This window comes from Micromonospora cremea (assembly GCF_900143515.1).
Taxonomy (GTDB): domain Bacteria; phylum Actinomycetota; class Actinomycetes; order Mycobacteriales; family Micromonosporaceae; genus Micromonospora; species Micromonospora cremea.
In genome coordinates this window covers 281044-297818 of record NZ_FSQT01000001.1, presented here as the reverse complement: position 1 = coordinate 297818, position 16775 = coordinate 281044, and the positions used below count along the sequence as shown (strand labels likewise).

Below are 16775 nucleotides of genomic sequence, written 5' to 3'. Positions count from 1 at the left end.
AAGCTCAAGAAGAACAGTGTCGCGGCCGGGGAGGGCATGCCCTGCCCGGCTGCCCTGTCGGTCACCCCGTGGCATGTGCGGGTCGGTGACGGGTACGCCGCGACCTACGCGGTGTGCGGCTACCCGGCCGAGGTCGGCCCCGCCTGGCTCGACCCGCTGCTGTCCTACCCCGGGCGGGTCGACGTCGCGGTGCACCTGTTCCCGGTCGCACCGCAACTGGCCGCGCCGATGCTCAAGCGCCAGCGCGCCCGCCTGGAGTCCTCGCGCCGCCTCGACGCTGAGCAGGGCCGCCTCGGTGACCCGATGGTCGAGGCGGCAGCGGCCGACGCCGCCGACCTCGCCGAGCGCGTCGCCCGCGGGGCGGCGAAGCTGTTCGACGTCGGCATCTACGTCACCATCCACGCCCGGACCCTCGACGAACTCGCCACCGTCACCGCGGGCGTGAAGTCCGCCGCCGCCAGCGTGCTGCTCGACCTGCAGCCGGCGACGTTCCGCCACCAGCAGGGCTGGGTGGCCACGCTGCCGGTCGGCGTGGACCCGCTGCGGATGCGGCGCATCCTCGACACCACCGCCCTCGCGGCGGCGTTCCCCCTCGCCTCGGCGGATCTCGCCGCCCCGGCCCCGGGCACCGTCGCCCCGCCAGAAGGTGTGCTGTACGGGGTCAACACCACCAGCAACGGCGTCGTGATCTGGAACCGGTGGGCGCAGGACAACCACAACAGCGTGGTCCTGGCGCGCAGCGGCGCCGGGAAGTCCTACTTCGTCAAGCTTGAGGTGCTGCGCAACCTGTACCAGGGCACGACGGTGTCGGTCATCGACCCCGAGGACGAGTACGCGCCGCTGGCCGAGCACGTCGGCGGCAGCGTCGTGCAGCTCGGTCAGCCCGGCGTCAGGGTCAACCCGTTCGACCTGCCCGCCGACAACCGTCCCGACACCCTGACCCGGCGCGGGCTGTACCTGCACACGCTGATCTCGGTCATGCTCGGCGCGCCCCCGCCGCCGGCGGAACGCGCCGCGCTCGACCGGGCCCTCACCGCCACCTACAACCGGGCCGGGATCAACGGCGACCCGGGCACCTGGACCAAACCCGCGCCGCTGCTGCGCGACCTGGCCGCAACCCTCGACGCGGACGACGACCCCGCCGCCGGGCAACTGGCCGCCCGGCTCGCGCCGTGGACACTCGGCAACTTCGCCAGCATGTTCGACGGGCCGACATCCACCCGGCCGCAGGGCCACCTGGTGGTGTGGAGCCTGCGGCACCTGCCCGACGAGCTGCGCACCGTGGGAACTCTGCTCGCTCTCGATGCGATCTGGACCGGCATCGACACTGCGCCCGCCGGCGCCCGCCGGCGTCGACGGCTCGTCATCGTGGACGAGGCGTGGCTGCTGATGCGCGATGGCGAGGGCGCCCGGTTCCTGTTCCGGATGGCCAAGGCCGCCCGCAAGCGGTCCGCCGGGCTGTGCGTCATCACCCAGGACGCCTCCGACGTCCTGTCGACCGATCTCGGCCTGGCGGTGGTGTCCAACGCCGCCACCCAGGTGCTGATGCGCCAGTCCACGCAGTCCATCGACGCGGTGTCCGAGGCGTTCGGCCTGACCGCCGGGGAGTCGAGGCTGCTGCTGTCCACGCCGCGCGGTGAGGGCCTGCTCGTCGCTGGTCGGAGCCGGATTCCGTTTCGCAGTGTCGGATCGGCCGCCGAGCACAAGCTCGCCGTGACCGGAATCGGGGAGGCCGGATGATGACCACCCCCAGCTGGCCCGCCGACGTCGGGCAGTGGATCATCGCCCGGCCGTGGCTGGGCTTCATCGCCGCCGCCGCGATCGTCAGCGCGGTGTTCGGCCACGACCGGGTGCTCGCCTGGCGGCACAAGCGGTTCGCGACCGGCGCACGGTGGCTGACCATCGCCGCACCGCCGCAGGTCACCGCCGAGGCTGCCGCGGCGTTCTGGACCACGCTGGTCGGCGTGCTGACGTCCTCGGGGTGGCAGCAGCGCCTGTTCGGCATCCCGCACGTCGGGTGGGAGTACATCTGGACCGGCCGATCCCTGACCATCCGGGTCTGGGTGCCCGGCACGGTGCCGGACGGCGCGGTCGAGGCGGCCGTCCGGGCGGCCTGGCCCGCGGCCACCCTCACCACCACGGACGCCGCGCCGCCGATTCCGCGCACCGTCGCCGAGGAGGTGGGTGGGGCGCACTGGCCGCAGCACACCGACGGGCTGCCGCTGCGCAGCGAGCACGACACCGACCCGCTGCGGGCGTTGCTCGCCGCCGGGGCGCAGGTACGCCACCGCGAACACGCGTGTGTGCAGATCCTCGCCCGCCCGGCACCCACCCGCCGCGTCCGCGCGGCCCGCAGGGCCGCGGCGAGCACCAGCAACTATCCCCGCGGGCGGCCTGACCTGCCCACCCGCGCCGTCGCCGGGGCGGTGCGGCTGGCCATCGAGCCCCTGCTGTGGTTCCTCGACGTGTTCACGCCCGGCTCGTCGCGGGCACGCACCGCGGGCCGCGCCCCGGTGGTGCGTGCGGCCGAGCGGGACCCGGTGGCCACCGCGGATGCCCGCACCATCGTGGACAAGGCCGTGCGGGTGCCGCACTACGAGATCGCGGTCCGGTTCGCCGTAGCGGCCGACGCCGGCACGTCCCCACCAGACCCGCAACGGGCCACCCAGGTCCGCGCACGCCTCGGCGGGCTCAGACACACCATCGCCTCAGCCGCCGCGACGTACACCGGCCCCAACCGGCTACGGCGCATGAAGATGCCGCAGCCGGTGGCCACGATCGCCGCACGGCGCCTGCGGTATGGGTTCCTGGCCACCGTTGCGGAACTCGCGGCCCTGGCCGCGTTGCCGCAAGACCTCGCCGTCGCGGGACTTGATCGGGCCCGGGCCAAGGCCGTGCCGGCGCCCGTGCAGGTGCCCTCCGGCGGGCGAGGCGTGAAGGTGCTGGGCCGCTCGCAGATCGGCCATCACAGCGTCGGCCTGACCGTCACCGACGCCCGCCAGCACGTACATGTCGTCGGCAAGACCGGCGTCGGCAAGTCCACGCTGCTGCTGAACATGATCCTCGGCGACATCAAGGCAGGACGCGGGACGGTGGTCATCGACCCGCGCGGAGATCTGATCACCGACATCCTCGACCGGCTTCCGACGTCGTACGCCAATAAGATCGTCATCATCGACCCCGACCAGGAGAATCCCGGCTGCTTCAACCCCCTTGATGACGGCGGCGATCCCCACCTGGCCGTGGACAACCTGGTCGGGATCTTCGCCAAGATCTTTCAGGGCCAGTGGGGGCCGCGCATGGACGACACCATGCGGGTGGCCTGCCTCACGCTGATGCGGCACGCCAAACCGACCCTGAGCCTCGTCCCGTCGCTGCTGCAGGACCGGGACTTCCGGGCCCGGTTCACTCACGGCCTGGACGACCCGGACGGGCTTGGCGGGTTCTGGCTCTGGTACGACGGCATCAACGAGCAGTTCCGCGGTCAGGTCATCGCACCCGTCCTGGCCCGACTCCGGGCCTTCCTGCTGCGGGACTTCGTCAAGAGCGTGATCGGCAACGCCCACTCGTCGTTCGACATGGGCCGCATCCTCGACGGCGGAGTGCTGCTGTGCCGGCTACCCAAGGGCATCCTCGGCGAAGAGACCAGCCGAATCCTCGGCTCGATGATCGTCGCCCGGGTGTGGCAAGCCGCCATCGCGCGGGCCACCGTCGCCGAGGACCAGCGACGAGACGCCAGTTTGTACGTGGACGAGTGCCACAACTTCCTCACGCTGCCCGGCAGCGTCGGGGACATGCTGGCCGAAGCGCGCGGTTTTCGGCTCGGGCTCGTCCTGGCCCACCAGGACCTGGCGCAACTGCCCCACGACATCGCCGCGGCGGTGTCGGCCAACGCACGCACGAAGCTGTTCTTCAACGTCGACCCGGCCGACGCGCGGGAGCTGTCCCGGCACACCAAACCAGAGCTGGACGAGCACGACCTGGCCCACCTCGACGCCTACACCGCCGCCGCCCGGCTGTTGGTCGGCAACCGGGAGCTGCCCGCGTTCACCTTCGTGACCAACCCGCCGACGCCAGTCGTGGGCGAGGCGACCGCGATCCGGCAGGAGTGCACCGCCGCCCACAGCCGCACCAACGGTGAGCCGCCGATGCAGCAGCTCGCCCGTACGGCGATGAAACGGCGCATGACCGACCGCGACCGCTGATGCCCGCCGCTCCTGCCGGGGCTCGGTTGGGTGCGGCACCGGGGGCTCGTGTGGGGGTGTCCGCGACACGAGCCCCCACACGAGCCCTCCACACCTGGCCTGTCAGGTGCCTGACCTGCCCCAACCCACCCCACGGCAGAACCAAAGCCGAGATCAACTCATCCAGACTCCCTACGGGACTCTCTCTCCAAGGGCGAATCCACCTATGCCTCAATCTCGCTCGGCCAGCCTGCTGGCCATCTACCCCCACATCACCAGCCGTGACCGTCAGCTGCTCCAACTGCTCGACGACCACCGGGTCCTCACCACCGATCAGATCCACCGCATGCTGTTCCTCGCCCGCCGGACCTGTCAGATCCGCCTCGGCGAGCTGACCGCCCTGGGCCTGCTGGACCGGTTCCGGTTCGCCCGCGCCGGAGGCGGCAGCCATCCGTGGCACTGGACGCTCGGCCACCAAGGGCAGCGTTTCCAGGCCGCCGCTCACCACCGCCCCGAGCCCACCGTCCGCGCCAGCCGCCAGAGCGTCGACCGGCTCTCGGCCAACCCGAACCTGACCCACCTGCTCACGGCCAACGAGTTCTTCGTCCGGCTCACCGTGTACGCCCGCTGGCACCCCGAGGCGCGCCTGGACCGGTGGTGGTCCGAGACGATGACCACCAAGCAGTTCCGCACCATCACCGCTGACGGACACGGCCTGTGGAGCGCCACCGACACCACGGTCGGGTTCTTCCTGGAGGCCGACACCGGCACCGAACCCCTCGGCAGGGTGGTGGCCAAGCTCGACCGGTACGCACAACTGATCCACCGCGGCGGCCCCCGCTACCCGGTGCTGTTCTGGCTCGGCAGTGAACAACGCGAGGAACACCTGCACCGGCTCCTGCGCGGCCGGCGCGACAGCGCTCCCCTTGCGACCGCCACCCACCCCACCGACCCTGCCGAAGCGGTCTGGCTTACTGGCGGCGGCACCGGCCGAGTCCGGCTCACCGAACTGCCCAGCGACCACGGCCAGCCCGTGGCGGACAACCCGAACTACGACGAGAGCGGCTTCGTGCTCTGACAGAGCCTGACAGTCCCGCGACGAATCCTGTCAATGCAGCTCAAAGGCATGCTCGCCACTCCTGACAGAGCTGGTGCTGTCAGGTCACGCAGCTACGGTGCAGCTTCTTCTCTCTCTGCTCGCACCGCCGCCCATCTGTTCCCCCTGGACCTGCCCGCGCCAGCAGGATCACCCAGCCCACCTCCCGGTCGGCTCGTGATCCACGCCCCGCGCCTCCCACGGCAGCTTCCCAGCACAGACACCGCGATCGGTGGCACCACGACGCAACCCATCCCGGCCCACCCCTGTCGAAGGGAGCACCCTGCCATGCCCACGCCCATACCGCAGTCCGAACAGGTCGTCGTCACCGTCTGCTTTGCCCCCGGCGAGGACGCCGACTGGTTCGCCGCCTCGGAAAAGGTCAACGACCTCCTGCACGCCAACGGCACCCCGGCCCGCCGCTACCACGTCCGCCACCGCCGCCTCATCGGCTGGCTGACCCGCTTCCTCGGTTACTACCTGCTCGACGCCGCCCGCCGCTTCGGCGCGGTCACCATGGCCGCCGGCGGCCGCAAGGGTCGCCTCGACCTGACCGGCACCGCGGCCAAGGCCGCCAACGACGCCGCCCTGCGCTGGCGTGCCTGGAACACCCACATCGCTGCGGCGACCCGTCCGGCTCAACCGTGGGAGGACTACCTCGCCCAGCACCACGCCGACCCGACCAAGCTCCGCCTGGCCGAAGCCCGCCGCCGCTTCGAGCAGCAACCCCGAGTCCTGGCGATGCTCGCCCTCTCCTTCGACCCGTACGAGCTGTCCGTCTACCAAGCCGGCGAAGCCACCTACGTCGGGCTGCACTGGCGCATCGCCCTGATCGGCGACGCGCTGATCACCACCGACGGCCGACTGCTCACCCCGGCCAGTGACTCCGTCGCTGACCAGTTCCGCTTCCTCAACGACGCGTGCGGCTACCTGCGCAGCCTGCAATCCCGCGCCCGACTGTGCGCCGTCGCCATCGCCTAACCGCCTGAAGCACCCAGGACCGGTCGCAGCCCCGCTGCGGCCGGCCTTCGCCATGCCCACCACCCGACCGCCTGCAAAGGAGAGACCTCGTGTTCCTGACCGATCCCGCGCTGCGGCGCATCGCCGCCGACACCAACGACGTCCTACCCGAGCACCTCTGGCGCCACGACACGGCCACCCTCGACGCCCTCGGCGACCTCGCCCGCGTCCTGCACAAAACCGCCCGCGAGTTCACCGCCAGCACCACCGCGCTCGACCAGGCCCTTGCTCGCACTGGTGCACTCGCCGAGCAGGCACGACACGGATTGGCTGCCCGCGCCGACCTGCACCTCGCTGGCTATCACCAAACCCTCACCGACGCGCTCGTCGCCCGCGAGCGGCACCTCGTCCTCGGACCTGCGCTCCTTGTCGCCTACCGGGCCTGGCGCAACCACCGGCCAATCAGCGACGACGACCAGCGGCACCTCCTGCTGTACCCGGGTGACCCATCGCACGGTGTGGCCACCCTGCGGCGGCGCGAGCCCCGCACGTGGTTGGTGGTGCCCGACAGCGAAGCCAGCAGCGCCTTCGACATCCCTTACTCGGACCGCGTCATCGGCGAGGTCAGCGAAAGCGCCCTTGGGTGGACGCCAACCGCATACATCGCCTCGCTGCACCAGCCCCCGCCCACGATGGCGTATCCCCTACCCGCGTGCGACGACCTCGCCCCGGCCTGCCGGTCCCTGCTGCGCTGGTGGCACCTGCGCCACTCCGACACCTGGCGCAACCGCACCCCGAACCAACTCGACCCCGCCGAACTCGCCCACCTCACCACCTGAAGCGGGGGACCCCATGCCGCACTGCGACACCATCAGCCGCTGGATCACCGCGACAACCGACCGCACCCTCGACCAACACGCCGCCGACCCCGTCCCCGCCGCCGCGCACCTGCCCGAAGCCGCCGCAATCTGCGGCACCTGCGCACCGAGCTGCTGCTCGCGGTGGACCGGCTGCGCGCCCTACTGATCAACGAAGACGACCTGAACGGTTCCACCGACACGGTCGCCGGCCCGGTGCAGACCATCAGGGAGCTGGCCCGCGAGTACCGGTACACCCGCAACTGGATCGACACCCTCATCGGCGACGAGGCGCGGGCAGCGTACGCCGAAGCGAACCCGGGCCGGTCGGTGCGGCGGCGCTACGTCAACCCCGGTGACCCGGTCCTGGTCGTCCTGCCCCACACCGACTTCTGCCGCCGACAGAACCTCGCCGGGCACGCCACCCACATCAGGGTCGGCCCGTCCGACGCCATGCTCCGCCCGCCCGGCAGCGTCAACCCGCTGTGGCTGTCCCACGCCGACGCCGGGATCTACCGCGACCCGACCGAGGACCGCCTCTACATCCTGCAGGCCGCCGACGACGAGGCCGTCCCCGGCCACTGACCGGCCGGTCCGGCCCACCGCCACGACCACCGGGCCGCACCTGAGCGGCACCCCTTAGCAGCGCACCACGACACGCGCCTGCCGCGTTGACCGCTGCCCGCGACCCGGCACACCACCGCCCGGCACCCCACCGTGCCGGACGTCCCCACCAGTTCCCGAGGAGGAAACCCTGATGGAACACCTGTCCCTGACGCCTGCCACGCAGGCCGTCCTCGACGCCCTGACCGACCTCGGTCAGGGCAACCTCCACGAGTTGGCCGATAAGTCCGGCAAGGCCCGCTCGACCACCGACAAGGCGATCAAAACCCTGGCCGACGCCGGTGTCATCGTCGCGGCGGACACCGACGCCGACCCCGCCGAGGGCACCCCCACACGGTGGACCCTCGCCGCGCCGACCGACGCCACCGCCCGCACGCCCGTCGACGCCGCCGACGAGACCGACTTCGGCGACCCTGACGCCGACAACGCGGCCGACCGTCCGGACACGGAGTTGAGCGACCAGCGCACCGAAGTGGTCCACGACGCCGAGAACGACCGACCGGACCACGGCAGCGATGCCAAGCCGGTCACCGAGACGACCGAGCAGCCGGGCAGCCAGATCGACAGCGACGACGCCACCGACCACGACGACACGCCCGACGACGACGCCGACAGTGGCAAGGACGAGCAGGCACCGACGGTCGCCGCCGTGCAGCCCACTCGCCCTGGTGACCGCAAGGTCATGGCCATCAAGGGTGTCCTGGCCGACTACGGCGACGACGGCGCGAGTCTCGACGTGATCGTGGCCGAGAGCGGTATCAGTCACCCGAGCGCCTCGCGGCTGCTGACCGCGATGGAGCAGGCCGACGCCGCCCGCCGGCTGCCCGACCTGCCGCAGCGGTGGATCGCCGGCCCGACCAAGGCCAGCGAGGTCGACCCGAACCCGCAGCCGCCCCGCTGCCCGCTGTGCTACCAGGTCATCCGTGGCCTGGCGACTGCGCCGAGCGCCACGGCGGCGGTGCTGCCCCTGATCCGGACGGACGGCACCCTGCACGTCCTCGCGCCGGACGGCGAGACCCACGTCGTCACCCTGCCCCGGCGCACGCCGCCGCGCGCGCCGGGCATCACCGCGGGCGTGGGCCGCCGCAGCGACGCGACCGCCAACGCCGACGGCAGCCAGCCGTTCGGCCGGGGCGAGTTGGAGAAGCTGACCCTTGACGTCTTGGCCGCGACCCCGGGCCAGGCGATGAGCCCGCAGGACATCGCCACCGCCATCAGCGGACGGCTCGGTCGCGCGGTCAGCTCCGGGGCGGTACGCAACAACTGCACCAAGGCCGCCGCCGCCGGCCGGATCCTCCTGGTCTCCGACGCGCCGCTGACCTTCGCCTACCCGGCCCAGCCCGACCAGAACCCCACCCCGAACACCAGCGCGGACCACCCCGGCCAGGACAACAACGACGCCGAGCAGTCCTGACCCGCACCATCCCCAACCCATCGCGGGGGCCGAGCGCCTGCGCTCGGCCCCCGCGGCACATCGAAAAGGAGAACCCCGTGCCGCACGAACTCGAGACGTACGCCGACGGAACAACCGCCTTCGCCAGCGCCCGCCTGTCGGCCTGGCACCAGCTGGGCACCGTCACCCAGGACACGATGAAGGCAGAGGAGATCATGTCCGCCGCCCGGCTCGGCGACTGGGGCGTACGCACCATCCGCACCGTCGGCATCGACATCGTCAACGGGGTCGAGGTGCAGATCCCCGCCGACGACAAGCGGATGACCGTGCGCCGCAACCCCGTCACCGGCGATACGGAGTACCTGGGCATCGTCGGCACCGACTACACCGTGGTCCAGAACGAGCAGTGCGCCGAGATGCTCGATCGCCTGGTCGATCAGGTGGGCGGCGCCCATTTCGAGACCGCCGGCAGCCTCCGCCGCGGCAAGAGCGTGTTCGTCACGATGAAGCTGCCGGACGCCATGGAGATCGCCGGGGTGGACCGGCTGGACCTCTACCTCATCGGCACGACCTCCCACGACGGCACCGCCGCCCTGCGGGTCGACGCCAGCCCGATCCGGGTGGTGTGCGCGAGTGCGGCCTGAAAGCCGCTCCACTCCAGTGGGATAGGTAAATAAGGAATGCCTATCCCCTCGCCAGTGACCAAGGGCGAGTCCCCTAGGAGGCGGGCGGTTCTGGTAACGGAGCCGTTCGGAGCCCTCCGATAAAGAGACCTCAAGACCGGGTGGGCCATCACCTGGCACAAGGTAAGGGGAAGGACCGAAGGATGAACGAGAGTGAACCTCTGACGAGGCCTCGTCAACGACAACGCCGCATGGTGCAGAACACGGCGGTAGGGCAATGGCTGTAAAGCCAACGTGCCGGCCAGCTACTTGCGCAGCGGTCGGACGGTCACCACGGCCCCGGGGTATAGGAGGCATCCTCCCGGTCCGCACCTGGACGGAGTGGAACAGGACAACCCCGTAGCGGTCCAGGGCAACCTGGTAAGCCTGAGGCAACGAAGGCCGAATCCCGCTGCGGGCGAAGGAGGGTCCGAGAAGCGAATGCCACTGGGGCGAAAGCCTAGGGGAAATGACGGAACGCAGGGCACCTTGGCCCTCCGTCCATAACCCGGTGGATACGGGCGCCTATATGGCCCGGCCCGAAAGGGAGCTGACGCGGACTTGGTGGACCTTTGAAGAGGACAAAGCACAGCAGCCAGCATCAAGAAAACCCGATTAGACGCAAAGGAGGTCGACATGACCGCGACAGTGGCCGTAGAGGCCCCCGGAGTGAAGAAGGACTTGAACGACACCCAGCTCTGGCACAGCATCGATTGGGCCAAGGCAGAGGATGACGTACGGCGACTGAGGCAGCGCATCTTCAAGGCGGCACAGGACAACGACCTGAAGAAGGTCAGGAATCTACAGAGGCTGATGCTGCGCTCCCGCAGCAACCTGGTGGTCTCCATCAGGCGGGTGACGCAACGCAGCATGGGCCGCCGCACACCCGGCGTGGACGGGTTCATCGCACTGCGGGACATCGAGAGGGGATCGCTGCTCAGACAGCTCTCCGGCAAACCGAGGTTCAGCAAGCTGCCAGTGCGGCGGGTGCACATCCCAAAGGCGAACGGCAAGATGCGACCGCTCGGCATCCCGACCATGAGGGACCGGGTAGAGCAAGCCAGGGTGAAGAACGCCCTGGAGCCGGAATGGGAGGCGCGCTTCGAAGGCCGGAGCTACGGCTTCAGGCCCGGACGAGGGTGCCACGACGCGGTCGAGCGGATCTTCAAGACGGTGTCGCGGAAAGACTCCCGCAGACTGTGGGTGCTGGATGCGGACCTGTCGAGTGCGTTCGACCGAATCAACCACGATCGCCTGCTGGAGGCCATCGGCGATTTCCCTGCCCGCAGGGAGATCGAGGGATGGCTCACGGCCGGGGTGATGGAGCACGGGCGCTTCGCCCCGACAGAGGACGGCACACCGCAAGGTGGTGTGATCAGCCCTCTGTTGCTCAACATCGCACTACACGGTATGGGAACGGCCGCAGGGGATGATCCCAGTTTCACCACTGAGCAACGACTGTGGAGGAACAGTCCCTTCCTGATCCGGTACGCCGACGACTTCGTGGTGCTGTGCACCACACAGGAGGAAGCACTAAAGATCAAGGCGGACCTGGCCGCGTGGCTGGAACCCAGAGGTCTGGCGTTCAACGATGAGAAGACCAAGGTCGTCCACATCGACGAAGGCTTCGACTTCCTGGGCTTCAATGTCAGGCGGTACGACGGAAAGCTCTTGATCAAGCCGAGTAAGGACGCGGTCAAGAGGGTCAAGACGAAGATCCGGGTGATCGTCAAGGAGATGGCCACGGCCACCACCGGAGACCTCATCCGGCGTCTCAACCCTCTGATTAAGGGATGGACCACCTACTACTGCCACGTTGCGTCCAGCTGGACCTTCGACGGTCTGGAGAACTGGATGTACTGGCGGATGATGCGGTGGGCCAAACGGCGGCACCCGATGAAGAGCACGGACTGGATCGTGCACAACTACTTCGGGCGCTTCAATCCCACCCGCAAGGACAAGTGGGTCTTCGGTGAGAAGGAGACCGGCGCGCATCTGCGAAAGTTCTCCTGGACGCGCATACGCAGGCACGTGATGGTGAAGGACTCGGCCTCCAAGGACGATCCGGCACTGTCAACGTACTGGGCCGAGCGCACCAGGAAGGGCACGTACCCCCAGACAGATCGGCAGCTGAATGTCTACCTGGCTGCGCAACAGAAAGGTCTGTGCCCGCTGTGCGGGCTGGACCTGATCGAAGGGGCCGCATACGAGCCCGACAGCGTCCGCGAATGGGCCGACTGGTTCATCGCGACCGCAAGAACTGTCAACGCGCACCATCTGACCTACCGCTCACGCGGAGGATCGGATCACAAATCCAACCGTGTACTCATCCACTCCGACTGCCACCGGAAGCACCATGGTTCCGCTAAGGGTGCCAGTCACGATTCCCAAGTGCCGCCCCAGGGTCCGCTTGAGCCGGATGCGATGAGAGTCGCACGTCCGGTTCTGAGGGGGGCCTCTGCCTGAGAGGGCAGGGGCCTACCCGACACACCCAGCGCGCGGCCTTCGCCCACTCGGTCGGTCACTACACGTTCCGGCACACCTCCAACGTCACCTCGCAGATCAGCCAGGCGCGCGAGGCGCTGGGCCTGATGTGGAAGTACATGGCGACCTTCGAGAAGGCCGCCGAGCGGATGCTGCAGACCGAGCTGACCATGCGCGAGTTCGAGAAGGTCGTCGGCCAGGTGTGGCCGGTCAAGGACAACGCGTCCGAGCAGACCCGCAACAACGCCAAGCAGCGCCTCGGCACCCTGAAGTACCTGATCCGCGAGGCCGACACCCAGAAGGCCATCGCCGGCAGCCGGTGGGCCGGCTACCAGGCCATCACCGAGTACCTCGACCACTACCAACCCGCCAAGAACGACATCGCCCGCGCCAACCGGGTGCTCACCGGCAACGCCGGCGAGCTCAAGGTGGCCGCCTTCGACCTGCTGAAGGTCTGACCGCACCTCGACCCGTCGGGGCAGCGGTCCACCGACCGCTGCCCCGACCCGCACGGAGCGGACACACCCATGGCACCGCCGAGCAACCCACGGCGCGGATCAGACGAGACGGCCCGCCGATGATCCGCCACATCCGCCACACCCGCGACCTCCGACAGTCCGTGTGCGGCCTGCCCGCCGCCGTCGTCCAGGGGTCCCGCCACGCGTCGAGTCCACCTGCGAGGACTTCTACACCCTGCTGCCCGAAGCGCAACGACCCGACGACGCCAACCACCCACCCGGAGACCCCACGCTCATTGACACGCTGCGGCGCATCGTCGCCAACCGGCAGCACGCCAAGATCGACGGCGTTCTCGTCGACCTCTGGTCGGCCAGCGTCACCGTCCTCATCTGGGACCAGCTGCGCGACGACAAGCGGCAACGGCTGCTGAGGCTGCCGTCACACGAGCTGATCCTGCGCTGCATCGCGATCTACACCCGCGTCACCGCGACGAAGGACCACCAGTGACCGGCCCTCGACTACCCCGTGGTTCCACTTCGGGCCGTGGGTGTTCTCGATCGACGCCGCGCAGGCGCTGATCGCGGCGTCGCCCCGCGACACCCGGCCCCTGGACGTGCCGGCGTGGGCCGCCGCGTACGGCCTTGCCCATCTCGACAACCCCAATCCGTGGGCAACCAGCCTCATCGGCCCGACCAGCACCGCCCTCAACCGGACCTACGCCATGACCACCGACCTGACCAAGCCTCTGATCGTGGCGCAGATCAGCGTCAACGGAGCGTCGCCCGGTCCGCTTCTCATCGACGGGACCCACCGCCTCTACCGGGCCTGGCGCGAACACGTGCCCCGCCTGCCGGCCCACCTGCTCACCGTGCAGGAGACCTGCCAAATCCGGGACGACCTGCTCCTCGGACCACACGGAACCTCCAGCACCTCGCCGTCGACCCGATGACGGCCCGACACCACCGCGCACGCCTCGGAAGCCGCCCCTCCGTCGGCGGCGACCGAGGCGTACGCGCATTCACCCCTTGCGGAGGAACCCGTGACGTACACGCCACCGTGGCGCAGGGTCTGCGACTGCCGCTGCATCATTCACCACCGCCTGCCGCGCACCACCTACAACGAGCCCGGCTGCGCCTGCACCATCACCTGCGCCACCCAACCCCTCACGCTGATGGCCCACCAGCGGGGCCGCGCATTCTTCCTCGACCAGGGCGGCGACCTCTGGCGCGTCCCCGGCATGGCCAACGGCACCTGGGACTGGGACAACGCCACCGCGATCGACACCCGCGCCGACGTCGTCATCGAGCACCTGCTACGCCAGGCCGCCAACGTCCTCGGCACGTCCACCGACTGACCAGACCGCTCAAGGTGGGCCGCCCACCCGGCGGCCCACGACCTTTTCGTGCTTCACGGCCGAGGGAGACATCTATGCAGTGCACCTACCGCAATGCCCGCGAGCGCGCCTGCGACTGCCGCTGCCCGATCCACCACGGCCAACCACGCTCGATCTACAACAACCCCGACTGCCACTGCCTGGCCACCTGCCCCAGCCAACCCATGACCCTGCTCGCCCCACAGATCAACGGCGCCGTGTTCCTCGATGCCGCCAACGCCCTCTGGTACCTGCCCAGCTCAGAACCCGGCCACTGGGACTGGCGCTACGCCACCCCCGTCGACATGGGCCACCCGCTGTTCCCGGCCAGCACCCTGATCGCCGACTTCCTCCGCGCGACCTACACCGAACTACTCCCCCTTTTCTACGCCTCTAGAACGCACGTTGCGGCGTCCGGCCGCGCACCTGCACGCAGACCGGCCCTTTCTTGCTATCCCGAGAGGTCATCACCATGACAAAGATCGTCATCGGCGTCGTCACCGTCGTCATCATCGCCTGCTTCGGCCTGCCCCTCCTGCTGCTGTCCTCCGTCACCGGCGGCGGCCCCGGCGGATGTGCCATCGCCGCCCCGCCCGCCGTGCGCCCCTTCGGGCAGCCGTCCGGTGCCGGCCGATGGGACACCGAGCAACTCGACATCGCCGCCACGATCATCGACGTCGGGGTCGCCAAAGGCATACCCCGCTGGGGCTGGATCGTCGCCGTCGCCACCGCAATGCAGGAATCCGGCCTGCGCAACCTGCCCTACCTCGGCGAACGCAACGACCACGACTCCATCGGCGTCTTCCAGCAACGCCCCAGCCAAGGCTGGGGCACCGTCGCGCAACTGTCCGAGCCCGCCTACCAGGCCGGCAAGTTCTTCGACAAGCTCCAGACCGTGCCCGGCTGGCAGACGATGCCGCTCACCCAAGCCGCGCAAGCCGTCCAGTTGTCCGCATTCCCCGACGCCTACGCCACGTGGACCGACCATGCCCTGCACCTCGTGGAGCAGACGACCAACACCCTCGCCGACTGCGCCACCGACACCCTCGACGCGCTCCCCGCCGGGTTCGCGTTACCCGCCAACACCCCACCCGCCGTAGCAACCGCCATCGTCTGGGCCGTGAACCAACTCGGCACGCCCTACCACTTCGGCGGCTCCTGCACCGACCCGCACTCCAGTGACCCCGACAAACAATGCGACTGCTCATCGCTGATGCAATCGGCATACCGGGCCGCCGGCATCTCCATCCCGCGCGTCACCACCGACCAGGTCAACGCCGGCAAGCCGGTGGCCGACCCGACGCTTCTCCTACCCGGCGACCTCGTCTTCATCCCCGGCAGCCAAGGCACCATGGCCAACCCACGCCACGTCGGCATGTACATCGGCGAGGGGCTCATCATCCAAGCCACGAGAACCGGCGACATCGTCAAGATCAGCGAGTTGAGCAGTTGGATCGACGAGGTCGCGGCGATTCGTCGCATCGAGATTCGCTGATCGCCGGTGGGCCGAATCACCGCGGCCCGCTCCCCGGTGGGCGAGTCAATGGCAGACGGGATGGCAGCTTTCTCGGGCTGGTGCTGACAGTCGAACCGGATCCTTGGAATTGTCAGGCGATCCACGGGAGGTCCGGTGCTCCGGTCCGGTGGGCGCCGGCGCCCGCTGCACGCTGATCCTCACGGCGCGAGAACGCCGAGGCGGTCGGCCGCCTCGATCACCTCACCGAGCAGCCCGAGCCATTGGTCCACGTCGCCGGCCTGCAGGCCCTCGTCGAGCCCGAGGCCCTGGCCGCCGCAGAGGTACACCTGGGTCGCACCGATCTCGCGGGCGACCATGAGGTCTTCGGCGATCTGCTGAGGCGATCCGCTGAGGAAGGTCAGGCCGTCCCCGATCGGCTCACGGGTGATTGGAGTGACCGGCCAGGGCGCCTGGTTGACCACCACGAGGTCCTTGGGGTCGCGGCCCGCCTCCCGGGCCGCGTCATGAAACGTGGACACGATGCCGCGCAGGTCCTCCGCCGAGGAGGCGACCGGGATCAGGCCGTCCGCGATCCGGCCGGCGCGTTTGACGGCGGCCGGCGCAAACGCGGCCAGCAGCACCGGAATGTGGGCCTGGACCGGCTTTGGGTTCACCTCTGACGGCGCGATCTGGTAAAACTCGCCTTCGTGCCGGACCGGGTCCGCGCCCCACGCGGCCCGCATCGCCGTAATAAACTCCTCCGTGCGGGCGCCCTTGCGGCTGGTCGGCACGTTCGCCGTCTCGAACTCGCGCCGCTGCCAGCCCTGTCCAAGGCCGGCGATGACCCGGCCGCCGCTGAACTGGTCCAGGGTGGCGAACCGGCGGGCGAGCGACACGGGTACGTGCAGCGGCGCCACCATGACCGCGCTGCCCAGCTTGATCCGCTCGGTCACGGCGGCGACATAGCTCAGCGTCTCCAGCGGCTTGACGGAGCAGTTCCTCGACAGCTCCACTCCACAACCGGAGACCTTCGTCATCACGCCTATCTACGTCGTGTCGTCACACAACCTCGACCAACCTCCCTGGGCAGAACACCTAGGGCGTGCCCTGCCGATCTTGTAGCGGTGCCGGTGGTGCGTCGTGGTGAGGCGACCGACGAGGCATGGGCGGTGATCGCGCCGCCGCTTCCCGAGCCTGGTGGGTCGCGGGGACGCCCCTCTCAACTGCC

The 16775-nt window shown here is 69.6% G+C and carries 15 protein-coding genes and 1 pseudogene; 15 read left to right on the top strand and 1 reads right to left on the bottom strand.

Annotation, left to right across the window (positions count from 1 at the left end):
- Positions 1-36 precede the first annotated feature (36 nt).
- From BUS84_RS01310 to BUS84_RS01240, 15 genes and pseudogenes are all read left to right on the top strand, one after another.
- Positions 37-1740, top strand: a complete 1704-nt coding sequence (locus tag BUS84_RS01310) for a VirB4 family type IV secretion system protein (RefSeq protein WP_074311877.1) — start codon at positions 37-39, stop codon at positions 1738-1740.
- On the top strand, positions 1737-4205 hold the full coding sequence (locus BUS84_RS01305; protein WP_074308054.1) for a type IV secretory system conjugative DNA transfer family protein: 2469 nt from the start codon (positions 1737-1739) through the stop codon (positions 4203-4205). Before BUS84_RS01310 ends, BUS84_RS01305 begins: the two co-directional genes overlap by 4 nt.
- 205 nt (positions 4206-4410) lie before the next feature.
- Entirely contained in the window at positions 4411-5262 is an 852-nt protein-coding gene (locus BUS84_RS01300; RefSeq protein WP_074308052.1) for a replication-relaxation family protein, read from the top strand.
- Between the two features lie 306 nt (positions 5263-5568).
- Positions 5569-6261 carry a hypothetical protein gene (locus BUS84_RS01295; RefSeq protein ID WP_074308050.1) on the top strand — a complete coding sequence of 231 codons (693 nt, stop codon included), beginning with the start codon at positions 5569-5571 and terminating at the stop codon, positions 6259-6261.
- Between the two features lie 89 nt (positions 6262-6350).
- Positions 6351-7079: a hypothetical protein gene (locus BUS84_RS01290; RefSeq protein WP_074308048.1), complete on the top strand. Its 729-nt coding sequence runs from the start codon at positions 6351-6353 to the stop codon at positions 7077-7079.
- 162 nt (positions 7080-7241) lie between these two features.
- Positions 7242-7682, top strand: coding sequence for a hypothetical protein (locus BUS84_RS01285; protein ID WP_074308046.1), 441 nt, complete (start codon positions 7242-7244; stop codon positions 7680-7682).
- A 172-nt stretch (positions 7683-7854) separates the two neighbouring features.
- Entirely contained in the window at positions 7855-9135 is a 1281-nt protein-coding gene (locus BUS84_RS01280; RefSeq protein WP_074308044.1) for a helix-turn-helix domain-containing protein, read from the top strand.
- 77 nt (positions 9136-9212) lie between these two features.
- Positions 9213-9749 (top strand): annotated as a pseudogene (locus BUS84_RS01275) (DUF932 domain-containing protein); the annotation flags it as partial.
- Positions 9750-10412: 663 nt separating this feature from the next.
- Positions 10413-12242 (top strand): group II intron reverse transcriptase/maturase, encoded by a 1830-nt coding sequence (ltrA, locus tag BUS84_RS01270; protein ID WP_074308042.1) that lies wholly within the window; start codon positions 10413-10415, stop codon positions 12240-12242.
- Positions 12239-12718 carry a DUF932 domain-containing protein gene (locus tag BUS84_RS01265; RefSeq protein ID WP_244298524.1) on the top strand — a complete coding sequence of 160 codons (480 nt, stop codon included), beginning with the start codon at positions 12239-12241 and terminating at the stop codon, positions 12716-12718. The genes ltrA and BUS84_RS01265 overlap by 4 nt, the downstream gene beginning before the upstream one ends.
- A 163-nt stretch (positions 12719-12881) precedes the next feature.
- Positions 12882-13226: a hypothetical protein gene (locus tag BUS84_RS01260; protein WP_244298307.1), complete on the top strand. Its 345-nt coding sequence runs from the start codon at positions 12882-12884 to the stop codon at positions 13224-13226.
- Positions 13227-13266: 40 nt separating this feature from the next.
- Positions 13267-13668 carry a hypothetical protein gene (locus BUS84_RS01255; protein ID WP_074308040.1) on the top strand — a complete coding sequence of 134 codons (402 nt, stop codon included), beginning with the start codon at positions 13267-13269 and terminating at the stop codon, positions 13666-13668.
- Between the two features lie 90 nt (positions 13669-13758).
- Complete coding sequence (locus BUS84_RS01250; protein ID WP_074308038.1) at positions 13759-14073, top strand: hypothetical protein; 315 nt, start codon at positions 13759-13761, stop codon at positions 14071-14073.
- Positions 14074-14147: 74 nt separating this feature from the next.
- Positions 14148-14567: a hypothetical protein gene (locus BUS84_RS01245; RefSeq protein WP_143728141.1), complete on the top strand. Its 420-nt coding sequence runs from the start codon at positions 14148-14150 to the stop codon at positions 14565-14567.
- Positions 14564-15586: a C40 family peptidase gene (locus BUS84_RS01240; RefSeq protein ID WP_074308033.1), complete on the top strand. Its 1023-nt coding sequence runs from the start codon at positions 14564-14566 to the stop codon at positions 15584-15586. Before BUS84_RS01245 ends, BUS84_RS01240 begins: the two co-directional genes overlap by 4 nt.
- A 179-nt stretch (positions 15587-15765) precedes the next feature.
- On the opposite strand, the gene BUS84_RS01235 is transcribed toward BUS84_RS01240, so the two are convergent.
- The gene (locus BUS84_RS01235) at positions 15766-16584 is read right to left on the bottom strand and encodes a TIGR03619 family F420-dependent LLM class oxidoreductase (protein WP_084757008.1); all 819 of its coding nucleotides are present in this window, start codon (positions 16582-16584) and stop codon (positions 15766-15768) included.
- Positions 16585-16775: the final 191 nt, after the last annotated feature.